Source organism: Achromobacter sp. D7-1 (assembly GCF_059760445.1).
The window spans coordinates 41,298-55,194 of record NZ_JCBAMT010000027.1; the positions used below are offsets into that span (position 1 = coordinate 41,298).

Annotated in this window: 15 protein-coding genes; 12 read left to right on the forward strand and 3 right to left on the reverse strand. The window is 65.0% G+C overall.

The annotated features are described in order from the left end of the window. Positions 1-34 precede the first annotated feature (34 nt). From AC6LKD_RS14025 to AC6LKD_RS14035, 3 genes are all read right to left on the reverse strand, one after another. Positions 35-1,183, reverse strand: a complete 1,149-nt coding sequence (locus AC6LKD_RS14025; protein WP_013392498.1) for an aromatic ring-hydroxylating oxygenase subunit alpha — start codon at positions 1,181-1,183, stop codon at positions 35-37. Positions 1,184-1,425: 242 nt separating this feature from the next. Continuing rightward, on the reverse strand, positions 1,426-2,436 hold the full coding sequence (locus tag AC6LKD_RS14030) for an acyltransferase (RefSeq protein ID WP_013392499.1): 1,011 nt from the start codon (positions 2,434-2,436) through the stop codon (positions 1,426-1,428). Positions 2,437-2,640: 204 nt separating this feature from the next. After that, positions 2,641-3,609 (reverse strand): Bug family tripartite tricarboxylate transporter substrate binding protein, encoded by a 969-nt coding sequence (locus AC6LKD_RS14035; protein ID WP_492274703.1) that lies wholly within the window; start codon positions 3,607-3,609, stop codon positions 2,641-2,643. 155 nt (positions 3,610-3,764) lie between these two features. Here AC6LKD_RS14035 and AC6LKD_RS14040 point away from each other — a divergent pair, with 155 nt between their 5' ends. The 12 genes from AC6LKD_RS14040 to AC6LKD_RS14095 all read left to right on the forward strand — a co-directional run bounded on the left by AC6LKD_RS14040 (position 3,765) and on the right by AC6LKD_RS14095 (position 13,863). Continuing rightward, a complete protein-coding gene (locus AC6LKD_RS14040; RefSeq protein WP_498116560.1) occupies positions 3,765-4,619 on the forward strand; it encodes an IclR family transcriptional regulator in 855 nt (284 codons plus the stop codon). A 93-nt stretch (positions 4,620-4,712) separates the two neighbouring features. After that, positions 4,713-4,979 (forward strand): exodeoxyribonuclease VII small subunit, encoded by a 267-nt coding sequence (locus tag AC6LKD_RS14045; RefSeq protein ID WP_054451022.1) that lies wholly within the window; start codon positions 4,713-4,715, stop codon positions 4,977-4,979. Positions 4,980-4,986: 7 nt separating this feature from the next. Further along, on the forward strand, positions 4,987-5,898 hold the full coding sequence (locus tag AC6LKD_RS14050) for a polyprenyl synthetase family protein (protein ID WP_207466153.1): 912 nt from the start codon (positions 4,987-4,989) through the stop codon (positions 5,896-5,898). Between the two features lie 53 nt (positions 5,899-5,951). Beyond that, entirely contained in the window at positions 5,952-7,814 is a 1,863-nt protein-coding gene (gene dxs / locus AC6LKD_RS14055) for a 1-deoxy-D-xylulose-5-phosphate synthase (RefSeq protein ID WP_498116561.1), read from the forward strand. Positions 7,815-7,995: 181 nt separating this feature from the next. Next, positions 7,996-8,793: a GTP cyclohydrolase FolE2 gene (gene folE2 / locus AC6LKD_RS14060; RefSeq protein WP_013392505.1), complete on the forward strand. Its 798-nt coding sequence runs from the start codon at positions 7,996-7,998 to the stop codon at positions 8,791-8,793. Between the two features lie 7 nt (positions 8,794-8,800). After that, positions 8,801-9,724 (forward strand): DUF817 domain-containing protein, encoded by a 924-nt coding sequence (locus AC6LKD_RS14065; RefSeq protein WP_013392506.1) that lies wholly within the window; start codon positions 8,801-8,803, stop codon positions 9,722-9,724. A gap of 187 nt (positions 9,725-9,911) precedes the next feature. Then, positions 9,912-10,289: a 30S ribosomal protein S6 gene (rpsF, locus tag AC6LKD_RS14070; RefSeq protein WP_013392507.1), complete on the forward strand. Its 378-nt coding sequence runs from the start codon at positions 9,912-9,914 to the stop codon at positions 10,287-10,289. A 51-nt stretch (positions 10,290-10,340) separates the two neighbouring features. Next, a complete protein-coding gene (gene priB / locus AC6LKD_RS14075; protein ID WP_013392508.1) occupies positions 10,341-10,664 on the forward strand; it encodes a primosomal replication protein N in 324 nt (107 codons plus the stop codon). A gap of 110 nt (positions 10,665-10,774) precedes the next feature. Further along, on the forward strand, positions 10,775-11,047 hold the full coding sequence (rpsR, locus tag AC6LKD_RS14080) for a 30S ribosomal protein S18 (RefSeq protein ID WP_006218308.1): 273 nt from the start codon (positions 10,775-10,777) through the stop codon (positions 11,045-11,047). A 14-nt stretch (positions 11,048-11,061) separates the two neighbouring features. After that, positions 11,062-11,517: a 50S ribosomal protein L9 gene (rplI, locus tag AC6LKD_RS14085; RefSeq protein ID WP_013392509.1), complete on the forward strand. Its 456-nt coding sequence runs from the start codon at positions 11,062-11,064 to the stop codon at positions 11,515-11,517. Between the two features lie 127 nt (positions 11,518-11,644). Beyond that, on the forward strand, positions 11,645-12,484 hold the full coding sequence (locus AC6LKD_RS14090) for a BUD32 family EKC/KEOPS complex subunit (protein ID WP_013392510.1): 840 nt from the start codon (positions 11,645-11,647) through the stop codon (positions 12,482-12,484). Next, complete coding sequence (locus tag AC6LKD_RS14095) at positions 12,481-13,863, forward strand: replicative DNA helicase (RefSeq protein WP_013392511.1); 1,383 nt, start codon at positions 12,481-12,483, stop codon at positions 13,861-13,863. Before AC6LKD_RS14090 ends, AC6LKD_RS14095 begins: the two co-directional genes overlap by 4 nt. The last annotated feature ends 34 nt before the right edge of the window (positions 13,864-13,897 follow it).

Sequence of the window (13,897 nt, forward strand, 5' to 3'; positions counted from 1 at the left end):
CCCCAGCGGGCGAGGGGCCTCGGGGGCCCTGGCTTCAGACCCGCTCCTGCATGATGCGGCGATACCATTCATGGAAGTGCTGCATGCCGTCTTCCATGGGCGACTGGTAAGGACCGGTTTCGTTCACGCCGCGCAGCATCAGCGCCTTGCGGCCCGCGTCCATGCGCTCGGCGATCTCGTCGTCCTCGATAGCCGTTTCCATGTAGGCGGCGCGTTGCGCCTCGACGAACTCGCGCTCGAAGGCGGCGATTTCCTCGGGGTAGTAGAACTCGACCACGTTCACCGTTTCCTGCGGACCCTTCGGGTACAGCGTGGAGAGCACCAGCACGTGCGGGTACAGCTCGATCATGTGGGTCGGGAAGTACGTGACCCAGACCGCGCCGAAATCGGGCGCGTCGCCTTCGCGGAACGCCAGTAGCCGGTCATGCCACTGCTTGTAGACGTCGGACCCGGGCTGCGCCAGGGCGTTGTGCACGCCGACCTTCTGCAGGCTGTACCAGTCGTTGAACTCCCAGCTCAGGTCGTCGCAGGTGACGAAGCGGCCCAGGCCCGGGTGGAACGGACCGACGTGGTAGTCCTCCAGGTAGACCTCGATGAAGGTCTTCCAGTTGTAGTTGCACTGGTGCACTTCGACGTGGTCCAGCACGTAGTCGCCGAAGTCGAATTCCGGACGCGAGAACAACGGCGCCATGTCGGCGGCCGGATCGCGCGGGCCTTCGAACAGCAAGCCATGGCAGTCGCGCAGGCGGAACTTCTGCAGGTTCATGCAGGGCGTGGTGGCGAACTGCGGCGCGCCCAACAACTCGCCCTGGTTGTTGTACGTCCAGCGATGCAAGGGGCAGACGATGTTGCCGCCGGTTGCCTTCAGATTGCCATGCGTATTGCAGTTGCCGGCCACATTGCCGGTCTCGCCGCCAAGCATCAAAGCCTGGCGATGGCGGCAGACATTTGAGATGAGTTCGACGCCTTGCTGGTTGCGAACCAGCACGCGCCCTCCGTCTTCCTGGACCAACGTACGCCAATCCCCGTTTTCGGGCACCACTTTCTGGTGGCCGACGTATTGTGAGGATTGCTTGAAAATGAGTTCTTGCTCGCGGGCAAAGAGGGCTTCGTCAAAATACGCGCTGACGGGTAGCTGGGTGCGAGCTGGCACTACATGTGCCATCCGACCGATGTCGGTCATGATTCCCCCCGCTCGGATAAAAAAGCCAGGACGGAGAAGCATTTGCCTGGCGGCTTTGAAATCCGCTGGGTGCGTTCCGTGCTGGCGCGAAGAAAAATCGGTGCTGGCCGATCAAATAAGCCGTGAATTGTACCCCAAGCCCTTACCCCGCGCCCGTGAAGATCTGCGAAGCTTGGTGAAGTTATGCCGCAGCTGGTCGATGCGTGCCAGCTACGGCATAACCCCTTGAATATGTAGGCCTTTCAGACGAAGCGTCGGGTGGCGGGATGGCGCCTCAGCAGCCAGCTGCTGGCCGCCGACAGCGCGAACACGGCGGCGGCCAACACCGGCAGCGTCCATGCGTCATTGCGCGCGCCGCTCAGGGCGCCGGCGCGATGCGCCACGTCCAGGAACAGCGGATGGATCAGGTAGACGCCGAAGGTCAGCGGCGCCAGCGAGGCCAGCCGCGGCAGGCGCGGCGATGAGACGATCCACTGGAACGCGGCCAGCGACATGAACGGCACCGTGAGGCTGAAGTAATCGTAAAAGTAGGTGTTGAGGGCCCGGTTGCTCGACATGGCATACACGCCCAGCGCCGTCGCGGCCACGCTGGCTGTCAGCATCAGGCCGGGGCGAGGGATGCGCATCTGGCCGTCGAAGATCAGGCGGCCCGCCACGAAGTAGCCCAGATAGGGCAGGAACCAGGTCAGGAAAAAGCCGGCGGGCGCGCCCAGCGCGCGGCGGTACAGCGCGTCCAGGATCGCCACGCCCAGGATGCCCACCACCCACAGCGCGCGCGCCCGTGGTGTGCTGCGCGCATACAGGACTCGTACCAGTGGCGCGAACAGGTACAGGCCCACGATCATGTACAGGTACCACAGGTGGTAGTAGGGCTCGCCCTGGACCAGCTTGCGCGGCCAGAATGAAAAGTCGATGCGGCCGTCGTCCCACCAGTCCAACGCCGTGCGCCATGCCAGATAGAAGAAGGTCCAGAACAGGAGCGGCGCGCAGATCCGCGCCATGCGCCGGCTGTAGAACTGGCGCGCGTCCTGCGGCTTGTCGGGATCCAGCAGCAGGGCGCCGCTGACCATGACGAACACGGGCACGCACCAGCGCGCGGCCGAGTCGTACAGATTGGCGGCCAACCAGGCTCCGCCCCCGTAGACGGCCGGGTTGCTGACCACCATGGCCGCGCTGTGCAGCAGCACGACCGCCACCGCCGCCAGCCAGCGGGCGGCATCCAGGCGCGCGTATTTCTCTTCGGTATAGGGCATCGGGCTCCCGTTGCGGTGTTTGCCTTTTCACCTTAGCAGCGGGGCGCGCCCTGGTACTGTATCCAGGGGTTAGAGGGCCTGTCGGCGGCGCACGAAAAAACCGGCAGGGCTGCGGGAGCCTCTGCCGGCAGGAGCCGCGTGGCGCGGCGCATTCACGGGCAGGCGCGGGCCTGCCTACGTTTTGTCACGAAACGGCTCGCGCCCTCATTGCAGAACGATATTGGCCTGCTTGATCAGCTGCGCCACGATGGGCTGTTCGGTCTTGATCTGCTTGTCCAGTTCGGCGGCGGTGCCGGAGCGGGGATCGATGCCCATGTCCAGCATGCGCTTCTTGACGGTTTCGTCCTGCAGGGTTTCGACCAGGGCCTGCTGCAGTTTTTCCATGACGGGGGCGGGCGTGCCCTTGGGCGCCACGAAGCTGAACCAGGCGGTCATGTCGAACGCGGGATAGCCTTGTTCGGCCAGCGTCGCCAGCTTGGGCTGCGTCGCCAGGCGGCCGGGGCTGGTGATGGCGAAGACCTTGACCTTGCCGGCATCGGCCTGCGGCATGCCGGTGGCCACCATGTCGAAGAACAGGTCCACGTCGCCGCTGACCAGGGCGGGCAGGGCCTGGGTCGCGCCCTTGAACGGCACGTGCAGGATGTCGATGCCGGCGCGCTCCTTGAAGAGTTCGCCCGCCAGGTGCGAGGACGTGCCCGGGCCGAAGGTGGCGAAGGTCAGCTTGCCCGGGTTCTGCTTGGCGTAGGCCACCACGTCCTGGGTGTTGTTGAAGGGGCGTTTGGGACTGGCCAGCAGGACCAGCGGTCCCACGCCGACCATGCCGATGCGGGCGAAGCCGTCGGGATCGTAGGGCAGTTCCTTGTACAGATAGCGGTTGGTGACCAGCGTGGAGTTGGTCGCCATGAGGATGGTGTAGCCGTCCGGCGCTTCGCGCGAGACAAAGGCCGCCCCGATCGAGGTGCCGGCGCCCGCCTTGTTCTCGACGATCATGGGCTGGCCCAGCGTCTTGGCCATGCGTTCGGCCAGGATCCGGGTCAGCACGTCGGTCGCGCCGCCGGCGGGAAAGGGCGAGACCACCTTGATCGGGCGGGCCGGATAAGTTTCGGCCTGGGCGCCCAGCGCCGCTGCGCCGAGCAGCAGGGTGGCCAGCAGTTTGAAGCTAGTGCGTAGCATGTTTTCCCCTTGAAAACGTGTGCATGAGTGGAGGATCGGGCCTGGCTTGGCGCCGCGAGGCAGTGCTTGCCAGGTCTCCTTGGATGCATTAAATTCCGTAAAATGGAATTTAATTTTGTTATTCGAAATAAACTATAAAAACGAAGCGAATAGAAATGCAATCTTTTTCTGACGCCAAGCGCATCGCGCATCCCGCCGCCAAACCCGACGGCAAGGTCGAACTCAGCCTGCCCGCGCGGCGCAAGCGCGCCGCCGGCTCGGGCGAGGGCGCCAATTCTCCCGACTTCATTACGGCGCTGGCGCGCGGACTGGATGTGCTGCGCTGCTTCCGCCATGGCGTATCGGCCTTGGGCAACCTGGACCTGGCGCGCCTGACCGGCCTGCCCAAGCCCACCATCAGCCGCATTACCTACACCCTTACTGAATTGGGTTATCTGCGCTATCACCCGGACACCGGCAAGTACTCGCCCGGCTACGGCGTGCTGGCGCTGGGCTTCGGCCTGCTGGCCGGGCTGGAGGTGCGCGAACTCGCCAAGGCCTCGATGACCGAGCTGGCGCGCGCCACCGGCGGCGCGGTGGCCCTGGGCGCCTTCGATGGCGACGCCATGACCTACGTCGAAGCCATCCATGGTTCTTCGGCGCTGTACCTGCGCCTGCCAGTGGGTTATCGCGCCAGCCTGGACAGCGCCATGGGCCGGGCATATCTGGCAAGCCTGTCGCCCCAGGCTTGCGCCGACGCGCTGGCCCGCCTGGGCGAGACGGCGCCGGCCGCGGACGCCATTGAGCGCGCGCGGGCGGAACTGCGCGACACGGGCTGCTGCTACGCCATCGGCGAATGGCAGTCGGGGATCAATGCGGTGGCGGTGCCGTTCTCGTCCATCACGGGCGAGGGCGTCTTCGTCATGAGCTGCGGCGGGCCAGCCAGCCTGTTGCCGGAGGCGGACCTGCGCTCGCGCGTGGCGCCTCTGCTGCACGCCGCCATAGCGGGGCTGGCGGGCGCTCCGGCCTGAGACTTGCGGCGTGCCGCGGCAAGCCCGACGGCCTTGCGGGTATCTCGTACAATTCACGGATTGATCCACCCCCTAGCGCCCTCGGAGACCCGTTTGGCCAAATCTTCACAAGCCGATCCGCAGATCGATGACCGTCCCTTGCCCCAGGATTTCGAAACGGCGCTGGCCGAACTCGAATCGCTGGTAGCGGCCATGGAAGACGGCTCGTTGCCGCTGGAGCAGTCGCTTGCCGCCTACCGGCGCGGCGTGGCGCTCACGCGGGTCTGCCAGGAACGCTTGGCGCAGGCCGAACAGCAGGTCAAGGTCCTGGAAGGCGATTTGCTGCGTCCGCTGGACCCGGCGGCGCTGGATGACGAATAAGAACCCGATGAAGCAAATTCAACTCGCCTTTCCGGAATGGTTGCAAGGGCGCGTGCAGCACGTCGAAGACGTGCTGGATGATCTGTTGCCCCCGGCGGATGCGTTGCCCTCGCGGCTGCACGAAGCCATGCGCTACGCCGTGCTCGGAGGCGGCAAGCGGGTGCGCGCCGCGCTGGTCTACGCGGCGGGGCAGGCCTGCCCCGTCAGCGGCAGCGTGCTGGCCGTGCAGGCCTCGCTGGACCGCGCCGCCGCGGCGGTGGAACTGATCCATGCCTATTCGCTGGTGCACGACGACCTGCCCTGCATGGACGACGACACGCTGCGCCGCGGCCGTCCCACTACCCATGTGAAGTTCGACGAAGCGACCGCCATGCTGGCGGGTGATGCGCTGCAGCCGCTGGCCTTCGATCTGCTGGCTTCCATGCCGATCGCACCCGCGCTGATCGTGCAGGCCACCCAGTCGCTGGCGCGCGCCGCCGGCAGCCAGGGCATGGCCGGCGGGCAGGCGATCGACCTGTTCAGCGTCGGCCACGCGCTGTCGCGCGACGAACTGCAAACCATGCACAGCATGAAGACGGGCGCCATGCTGGCTTGCAGCGTGGCCCTGGGCGGCATCGTGGCGGGCGCCAGCTCGGCCTCGCGCCAGGCGCTGGACGCCTACGCGCAGGCCGTTGGGCTGGCCTTCCAGGTGGTCGACGACATTCTGGACGTGACCGCCGACAGCGCCAGCCTGGGCAAGACGCCAGGCAAGGATGCCGCCGAAAACAAGCCCACCTATGTATCGCTGATGGGGCTGGACGGCGCGCGCGCGTTCGCCCAGGAACTGCGTGAGGACGCGCTGGCTGCCCTGGCTCCGCTGGGCGATGCCGGATCGCGCCTGGCTGAACTGGCCGACTTCATCGTCCTACGAGACCGCTGAGCCGGGAACAGCCCGGGCTGGAGGCAGGCCGGGCCAACGAACCACATAAAAGCATGACGACAGATTTACTGGACCGCATTCAATCCCCGGCAGACCTCAAGCGCCTGGATCGCCGCGAGCTGAAAAGGCTGGCCGACGAGTTGCGCGGCTTCGTGCTGGAGTCGGTGTCCAAAACGGGCGGGCACCTGTCGTCCAACTTGGGCACGGTCGAGCTCACCCTGGCCTTGCATCAGGTGTTCGACACGCCCCATGACCGCATCGTCTGGGACGTGGGCCACCAGTCCTACCCGCACAAGATCCTGACCGGACGCCGCGCCGGCATGGCCAAGCTGCGTCAGCAGGACGGGATTTCGGGCTTCCCGAAACGCAGCGAATCCGAATACGACGCCTTCGGCACCGCGCATTCGTCCACCTCCATCTCGGCGGCGCTGGGCATGGCGGTGGCATCGCGCAACGCCGGCGTGCAGCGCCAGCACATTGCCATCATCGGCGATGGCGCGATGTCCGCGGGCATGGCTTTCGAAGCCATGAACAATGCCGGCGTCACGCCCAACATCAACCTGCTGGTGATCCTGAACGACAACGACATGTCGATCTCGCCGCCGGTGGGGGCGTTGAACCGCTATCTGGCGCGCCTGATGTCGGGCCGCTTCTATGCGGCCGCCAAGAATGTGGGCCGGGCGGTGCTGCAGCACGTGCCGCCGGTGCTGGAACTGGCGCGCCGCTTCGAGGAACATGCCAAGGGCATGGTCACGCCGGCCACGCTGTTCGAGGAATTCGGCTTCAACTACGTCGGCCCGATCGATGGGCACGACCTGGACGCGCTGGTGCCCACGCTGCAGAACCTCAAGGCCCTGGAAGGCCTGCAGTTCCTGCACGTGGTGACCAAGAAAGGCCAGGGCTACAAGCTGGCCGAGGCCGATCCGGTGCTGTACCACGGCCCCGGCAAGTTCGATCCGGCGGTGGGCATCCAGCAATCGAAGGCGCCGGGCAAGCGCAGCTTCACGCAGGTGTTCGGTCAGTGGCTGTGCGACATGGCCGAGCAGGATTCGCGTCTGGTCGCCATCACCCCCGCCATGCGCGAAGGCAGCGGACTGGTGGAATTCGAGCAGCGCTTTCCGCTGCGCTACTTCGACGTGGGCATCGCCGAGCAGCACGCCGTGACCTTCGCCGCCGGCATTGCCTGCGAAGGCCAGAAGCCCGTGGTCGCGATCTACTCCACCTTCATGCAGCGCGGTTACGACCAGTTCATCCATGACGTCGCCCTGCAGAACCTGGACGTGACCTTCGCGCTGGACCGCGCCGGCCTGGTGGGCGCGGACGGCGCCACGCATGCCGGCAACTATGACATCGCCTTCCTGCGCTGCGTGCCCAACATGGTCGTGGCCACGCCTTCGGACGAAAACGAAACGCGGCTGCTGCTGTCGACCTGTTATCAGCACCCCGGTCCGGCGTCGGTGCGCTATCCGCGTGGCGCAGGCTGTGGCGCGGCGGAAGCGCCCGGCCTGGATACGGTCGAACTCGGCCGCGGCGTGGTGCGCCGCGAGGGCCGCAAGATCGCCATCCTGGGCTTCGGCATGCTGCTCCAGGCCGCGCTGGGCGCCGCTGAAAAACTCGACGCCACCGTGGCCGACATGCGCTTCGTCAAGCCGATCGACCGCGAGCTGATCCTCGACCTGGCCAGCCGCCACGACGCGCTGGTCACGCTGGAAGATGCCTCCATCATGGGCGGCGCGGGCAGCGCGGTGCTGGAAACGCTGAGCGCGGCCGGGATCACGATTCCGGTGCTGCAACTGGGCCTGCCCGACGAGTTCATCGACCATGGCGAGCAGTCGGCGCTATGGGCCGGCATCGGCCTGGATGCGACGGGCATCGAAAGCTCGATCCGCGCCCGCTACGCCGATCTGCTGGGCTGAATCCGCTTCGATTCCTGCGGGCTTTGTCCGCAGGAATGAAACACACTGTTCCGGCCCCGCCAACCTACGAATAAAAGGGTTTTCCCTGGCGATTGGCGGACTATGGGCGATAATGGCCCCCTCTCAAAGATTACTAGGCCCGTGCGTTTTCACGACTGACTGCCTAGACAGGTAAGCCGAAATGAATTCTCCGATCGACCCCGCCATCGTGATGCCCGACGTCCAGAGTTCGGCGGACACCCGGCACATCCCGATTCAGCGCGTGGGCATCCGTGGCGTGCGCCACCCCATGTTGATTGAAAGCGGCGACGGCTCGCCCCAAGGCACCGTGGCCAACTGGACGCTGACGGTGGCGCTGCCGCCCGAAGAAAAAGGGACGCACATGTCCCGCTTCGTGGCCTTGCTGGAAAAATACCGCAGCACCCCCATGACGCCGACCCTGTTCCGCGCCATGGCGGCCGACATGCTGCCGCTCCTGCATGCCGAGCGCGGCGACATCACCGCAGCCTTCCCGTACTTCATCAACAAGTCTGCCCCGATCTCCGGCGTGCAAAGCCTGCTGGACTACGAAGTGCAGTGGATCGCCCGCGCCCAGGGCGACGAGGTCGAGTTCGAACTGATCGTGCAGGTGCCCGTCACCAGCCTCTGTCCCTGCTCCAAGGCCATCTCCGAGTACGGCGCGCACAACCAGCGCTCGCACGTCACGGTATCCGCCATCCTGAACGCCGACATCGGCATGGACGGCGTCATCCGCCTGATCGAGGAAGAGGGCTCCTGCGAGCTGTGGGGCCTGCTCAAGCGCCCGGACGAGAAGTACGTCACCGAACGCGCCTACGACAACCCCAAGTTCGTGGAAGACCTGGTGCGCGACGTGGCTGCCCGCCTGAACGCGCATCCCGGCATCGCCCGCTACCGCGTGGAAGCCGAGAACTTCGAATCCATCCACAACCACTCGGCCTACGCCGTCGTGGAAGGCTGAGCTTTCCGTGAGCCATCCGGCGGCCAATGACTGGCCGCTCATCGCGGGGCTGCAGCAGTGGGAATCGCGGCTGGCCAGCAATCTGGCCGGCCGCGGCCGTTTTGGTGTCGCCCTCTACGAGTTCTTCCGCTTTGGCGTGAAGCAGGCTTGGGCCTGCCTGTTCGGCGGCCTGATGTGCGCGCTGCTGCTGGGTACGCACTGGTGGTATCCGCAGGGCGCCGCGCTGGCCCGCTACGATTTCCTGACCCTGGCGGCCTTGGGCATCCAGGCGCTGCTGCTGGCGCTGCGCATGGAAACCTGGAGCGAGGCGCGCGTGATCCTGCTGTTCCATGTGGTGGGCACCGGCATGGAAGTGTTCAAGACGGCCGCGGGCTCGTGGATCTATCCCGAGGCCAGCGTGCTGCGCATCGGCGGCGTGCCGCTGTTCACGGGCTTCATGTATGCGGCGGTGGGCAGTTACCTGGCCCGCGTCTGGCGCCTGTTCGACTTCCGCTTCCGCGCCCATCCGCCGGTGGCGGCCACCGTGGCGCTGTCGGTGCTGATCTACGTGAATTTCTTCGCGCACCACTACATCATGGATATCCGGTGGGGCCTGTTTGCACTGACCGCCATCCTGTTCGCGCGCACCTGGGTGTATTTCCGCATCTGGCAGGTCTATCGCCGCATGCCGCTGTTGCTGGGTTTCGTGCTGGTGGCCCTGTTCATCTGGTTCGCCGAGAACATCGGCACCTTCGCCAATGCCTGGCGCTATCCCAATCAGTCGCAGGGCTGGGAGCTGGTGTCCATCGCCAAGCTGGGCTCTTGGTTCCTGCTGATGATCATCAGCTATGTGATGGTCAGCGTGGTCAACCGGCCCGAGGAAATCGATGTTGCCGATTTGCCTCTGCGGACGGGGCAGGGCGGTGGAAATAGCCCGTCCCTGATTTCCTGAGCCCTCTTTGGCTTGCGCTGTACCGCTCAATCGGTGATAATCGAGAGCTTTCTTGCTCGACCGCCCATGGTTTTTGGGTAGCGGGCTGCCCCTTGCGGGCCACTGTCCATGATGCAAATCCACCCCTGATGGAAAGCGGCGGGTGTAAGACGGTCGGCCAGCGAGACATCCTCAAGGAGTTTTACTCATGCGTCACTACGAAGTGGTGTTTATCGTTCACCCCGACCAAAGCGAGCAAGTGCCCGCCATGGTCGAGCGTTACCAAGCGCTGGTCACGGGCCAAGGCGGCTCGGTTCACCGCCTGGAAGACTGGGGCCGCCGTCAACTGGCCTACCCGATCCAGAAGCTCGTCAAGGCTCACTACGTCTGCCTGAACATCGAGTGCGGCCAAGCCACGCTGGATGAGCTGGAACACTCGTTCCGCTACAACGACGCCGTTCTGCGCCACCTGGTCATCAAGACCAAGAAGGCTCAAGCCACGCCCTCGATCATGATGAAGTCGGTCGAACGCGAAGAAGCCCGCAAGGCTTCGGCTGAAGCAGCAGCGCCGGCTCAGGCCGAGTAAGCAGGGCTCACGCAGAGCTCATCCCATGAAGTCCCCTCGGTGCCTGGCAGGATGAACAAGCTGGAACTCAGCGCCCGCGTTCTCGAATGCGAGCCTTTGCGCCACACTCCCGCCGGATTGCCTGCACTGGAAATGGTGCTGGCGCACGAGTCGGAAGTCGTCGAAGCAGGCCACCCGCGCCGCGTCGAATTGACTATCGCGGCTGTGGCACTGGGCGATCTGGCGTTGCTGTTGAAGGACACCGCGCTAGGGTCCGAATTGCTGGTGCAGGGCTTTCTGGCTCCCACCCGCAAGGACTCGGTGAAGGTCAAGCTGCATTTGCAGCAGGCACGCAGGATCAGCGGCAGCGCAGGACGCGATCCGCTGGTGGCTTGAAGGGAATTGAGCAAGAGGCGCGATGAGCGCCTTCTGAATACGGATAGGTTATGGGGGTTTGGGCCCGTTTTGGGTAAAACCCAGCCCCCTCAAACAAAGAGGCACATATCATGGCTTTCTTCGGAAAACGCAAGGAAAAACGCAAATTCACGCAGCAGAACCCGCTTTTCAAGCGTCGTAAGTTCTGCCGCTTCACCGCTGCCGGCGTGGAAGAGATCGACTACAAGGATCTGGACACCCTGCGCGACTTCGTGCAAGAAAACGGCAAGATCATCCCGGCTCGCCTGACCGGCACCAAGGCAATCTACCAGCGCCAGCTGGACACCGCCATCAAGCGCGCGCGCTTCCTGGCCCTGTTGCCTTACACCGACAACCACAACTAATCCGGGGCACTGAAATGCAAGTTATTCTGCTCGAAAAAGTCGTCAACCTGGGTAACCTCGGTGAAGTCGTCCGCGTGCGTGATGGCTACGCCCGCAACTTCCTGATCCCCCAGCGCAAGGCCCGTCGCGCAACCGACGCCGCCCTGAAGGAATTCGAAGCGCGCCGCGCCGAACTGGAAAAGGCCCAGGCTGAAAAGCTGGCCGCTGCCCAGGCTCTGGGCGAGCGTCTCGCCGGCTTCCAGCTGAAGGTTGCCCAGAAGGCTGGCGTCGACGGCCGTCTGTTCGGCTCGGTCACCAACGCCGACATCGCCGAAGGCCTGAAGAAGGCTGGCTTCGAAGCCGTCGAAAAGGCGCAAGTGCGCCTGCCCAACGGCCAACTGAAGGCGGTCGGCGAGTTCCCGATCCAGGTTGCCCTGCACGCCGACGTGCTGGTCGACGTGACGGTCCTGGTCGAAGGCGAACTGTCCTAAGCCGGTACCCGCAGTAAAAAGAAGCCGGCCCGCGTGCCGGCTTTTTTTCTTTTTTGCCCCGCGCCGATTGCGTGTAGGCTTCGGACTCCACGATCCAGGCCTCGCGCCGCATTCCTCAGAGGACGTCTTGACTCAGCCCCCCGTTCACCACAACGCGCCTCCTGGCTTGCGAGCCTGGCTGGATAGCGTGGATGCGTCGCGTGAACCGTCGGTGCGGGATGTGACGATAGAGGGCGTGCGCTGCATCATCAAACGCCGCCGACCCAGCATCGGGCAGGGCGTGAGCTATGCGCTGCGCTATGTGCGCGCCCTGTTCCTGGGCGTGGTTTGCAAGATATTCCTGGGTGAATTCCCGCGGCCGGGCGTGCTGCTGCGCAATGGCCTGGCGCACGAGTCGCAACGCCTGGCGCAGTTGTTGAAGGCAGGCTGCCGCGTGCCCGAGGTCTGGTGGCAAGAGCAGGGCCTGCTGGTGCTGGAATACGTGGGCGAAGACCTGGCTGACCTGATCCGCAACGAGGACACGACGTCCCGGCTGTGGTTGGCGCGTGCCGCCGCGGCCGATCTGGCCGCCTTCCATGCCCGCGGCATGTGGCATGGCGGCGCGCAGATCCGCAATATCACCTTGCAGGACGGCGAACTGTGGCGCATCGATTTCGAAGAGAACATCGGTTCGACCCTGTCGCGCCCGCTGGCCCAGGCCTATGACCTGTTCCAGATGCTGGCCTCTCTGGTGTCTTTGCGTAAATTGCCGGACGATGTGGCCCGCACGCTGGGTAAACTGGCGCTCGAAGTCTATTTCGAGAGCAACCCCGATGCCGAGGTCCGCGCCCGCCTGACACGCCTGGCACGTGTGCTCTGCGCCATTGCGGCGCCCTTGCGCGTGGTGCTGGGCCGCCTGCCCTCACGCGATATCCAGGGATTCTTCCGCGTTGCGGATATCCTGCAGCCGTTACTATTGAAGTCATGAATACACCCGCCGATTCCCAGCTCGAGTACCTGCGCGTTCCTCCCCATTCCATCGAGGCTGAACAGTCGGTCCTGGGCGGCCTGCTGCTGGACAACTCAGCCTGGGACCGCATCGCCGACGTGCTGGTGGAAGAAGACTTCTATCGCCACGACCATCGCCTGATCTGGCACCACATCGCCCGTCTCATCGGGTTGGCGCGTCCGGCCGACGTGATCACGGTCAACGAGTCCCTGATCAGCGCGGGCAAGGCCGAAGACGCCGGCGGCCTGGCCTACCTGAACGCCCTGGCGCACAACACGCCGTCCGCCGCCAACATCCGGCGCTACGGCGAAATCGTGCGCGAGCGCGCCATGTTGCGCAAGCTGGTGACGATCGCCGACGAGATTTCCTCGGCCGCCCTGAATCCGCAGGGCAAGGAAGCCCGCCAGTTGCTGGACGAGGCCGAGTCCAAGGTGTTCAAGATCGCCCAGGAAGGCGCGCGCGGCGCCGCCGGCTTCCAGGAGATCCAGCCCCTGCTCACGCAGGTGGTCGAGCGCATCGACGAGCTCTATCACCGCGAAGGCAGTTCCGACGTGACCGGCGTGCCTACCGGTTTCACCGACCTGGACAAGATGACGTCCGGCATGCAGGGCGGCGACCTGATCATCGTGGCCGGCCGCCCGTCCATGGGCAAGACCTCGTTCTCCATGAACATCGGCGAACACGTGGCTATCGAGCAGGGCTTGCCGGTGGCGGTGTTTTCCATGGAAATGGGCGCCGTGCAATTGGCGATGCGTATGCTGGGTTCGGTGGGGCTGCTGGACCAGCACCGCATGCGTACCGGCAAGCTGATCGCCGACGACTGGCCGCGCGTGACGCACGCGGTGCAGCTGATGCAGGATGCTCAGGTCTACATCGACGAAACGCCCGCGCTCAGCCCGATGGAAGTGCGCGCGCGCACGCGCCGCCTGGCGCGGCAGTGCGGCCAGCTGGGCCTGATCATCATCGACTACCTGCAGCTTATGTCGGGCAACGGCTCGGGCGAAAACCGGGCCACCGAAGTGTCGGAAATCAGCCGCTCGCTCAAGGGCCTGGCCAAGGAGCTCAACTGCCCGCTGATCGCGCTGTCGCAGTTGAACCGAAGCCTGGAACAGCGCCCCAACAAGCGTCCCGTGATGAGCGATCTGCGCGAATCCGGCGCCATCGAACAGGACGCCGACGTGATCCTGTTCATCTACCGCGACGAGGTCTACAACCCCGACTCGCCGGACAAGGGCACCGCCGAGATCATCATCGGCAAGCAGCGTAACGGTCCCATCGGCACCGTGCGCCTTACCTTCCAGGGTTCCAGCACGCGCTTCCTGAACTTCTCCGGCGCGCAGCCGCGCGACATGTACTGAGCGGTTCCGGCCCAAGAAAAAACCGCGCCTCGGC

What these genes read in the sequence shown, in the direction of transcription:
- priB (WP_013392508.1), top strand. Translation starts at nt 10,341, where the DNA reads ATGAACAAGCTGGAACTCAGCGCCCGCGTTCTCGAATGCGAGCCTTTG.
- AC6LKD_RS14025 (WP_013392498.1), bottom strand. Translation starts at nt 1,183, where the DNA reads ATGACCGACATCGGTCGGATGGCACATGTAGTGCCAGCTCGCACCCAG.
- rpsR (WP_006218308.1), top strand. Translation starts at nt 10,775, where the DNA reads ATGGCTTTCTTCGGAAAACGCAAGGAAAAACGCAAATTCACGCAGCAG.
- AC6LKD_RS14095 (WP_013392511.1), top strand. Translation starts at nt 12,481, where the DNA reads ATGAATACACCCGCCGATTCCCAGCTCGAGTACCTGCGCGTTCCTCCC.
- AC6LKD_RS14030 (WP_013392499.1), bottom strand. Translation starts at nt 2,436, where the DNA reads ATGCCCTATACCGAAGAGAAATACGCGCGCCTGGATGCCGCCCGCTGG.
- rplI (WP_013392509.1), top strand. Translation starts at nt 11,062, where the DNA reads ATGCAAGTTATTCTGCTCGAAAAAGTCGTCAACCTGGGTAACCTCGGT.
- AC6LKD_RS14040 (WP_498116560.1), top strand. Translation starts at nt 3,765, where the DNA reads ATGCAATCTTTTTCTGACGCCAAGCGCATCGCGCATCCCGCCGCCAAA.
- folE2 (WP_013392505.1), top strand. Translation starts at nt 7,996, where the DNA reads ATGAATTCTCCGATCGACCCCGCCATCGTGATGCCCGACGTCCAGAGT.
- dxs (WP_498116561.1), top strand. Translation starts at nt 5,952, where the DNA reads ATGACGACAGATTTACTGGACCGCATTCAATCCCCGGCAGACCTCAAG.
- AC6LKD_RS14035 (WP_492274703.1), bottom strand. Translation starts at nt 3,609, where the DNA reads ATGCTACGCACTAGCTTCAAACTGCTGGCCACCCTGCTGCTCGGCGCA.
- rpsF (WP_013392507.1), top strand. Translation starts at nt 9,912, where the DNA reads ATGCGTCACTACGAAGTGGTGTTTATCGTTCACCCCGACCAAAGCGAG.
- AC6LKD_RS14050 (WP_207466153.1), top strand. Translation starts at nt 4,987, where the DNA reads ATGAAGCAAATTCAACTCGCCTTTCCGGAATGGTTGCAAGGGCGCGTG.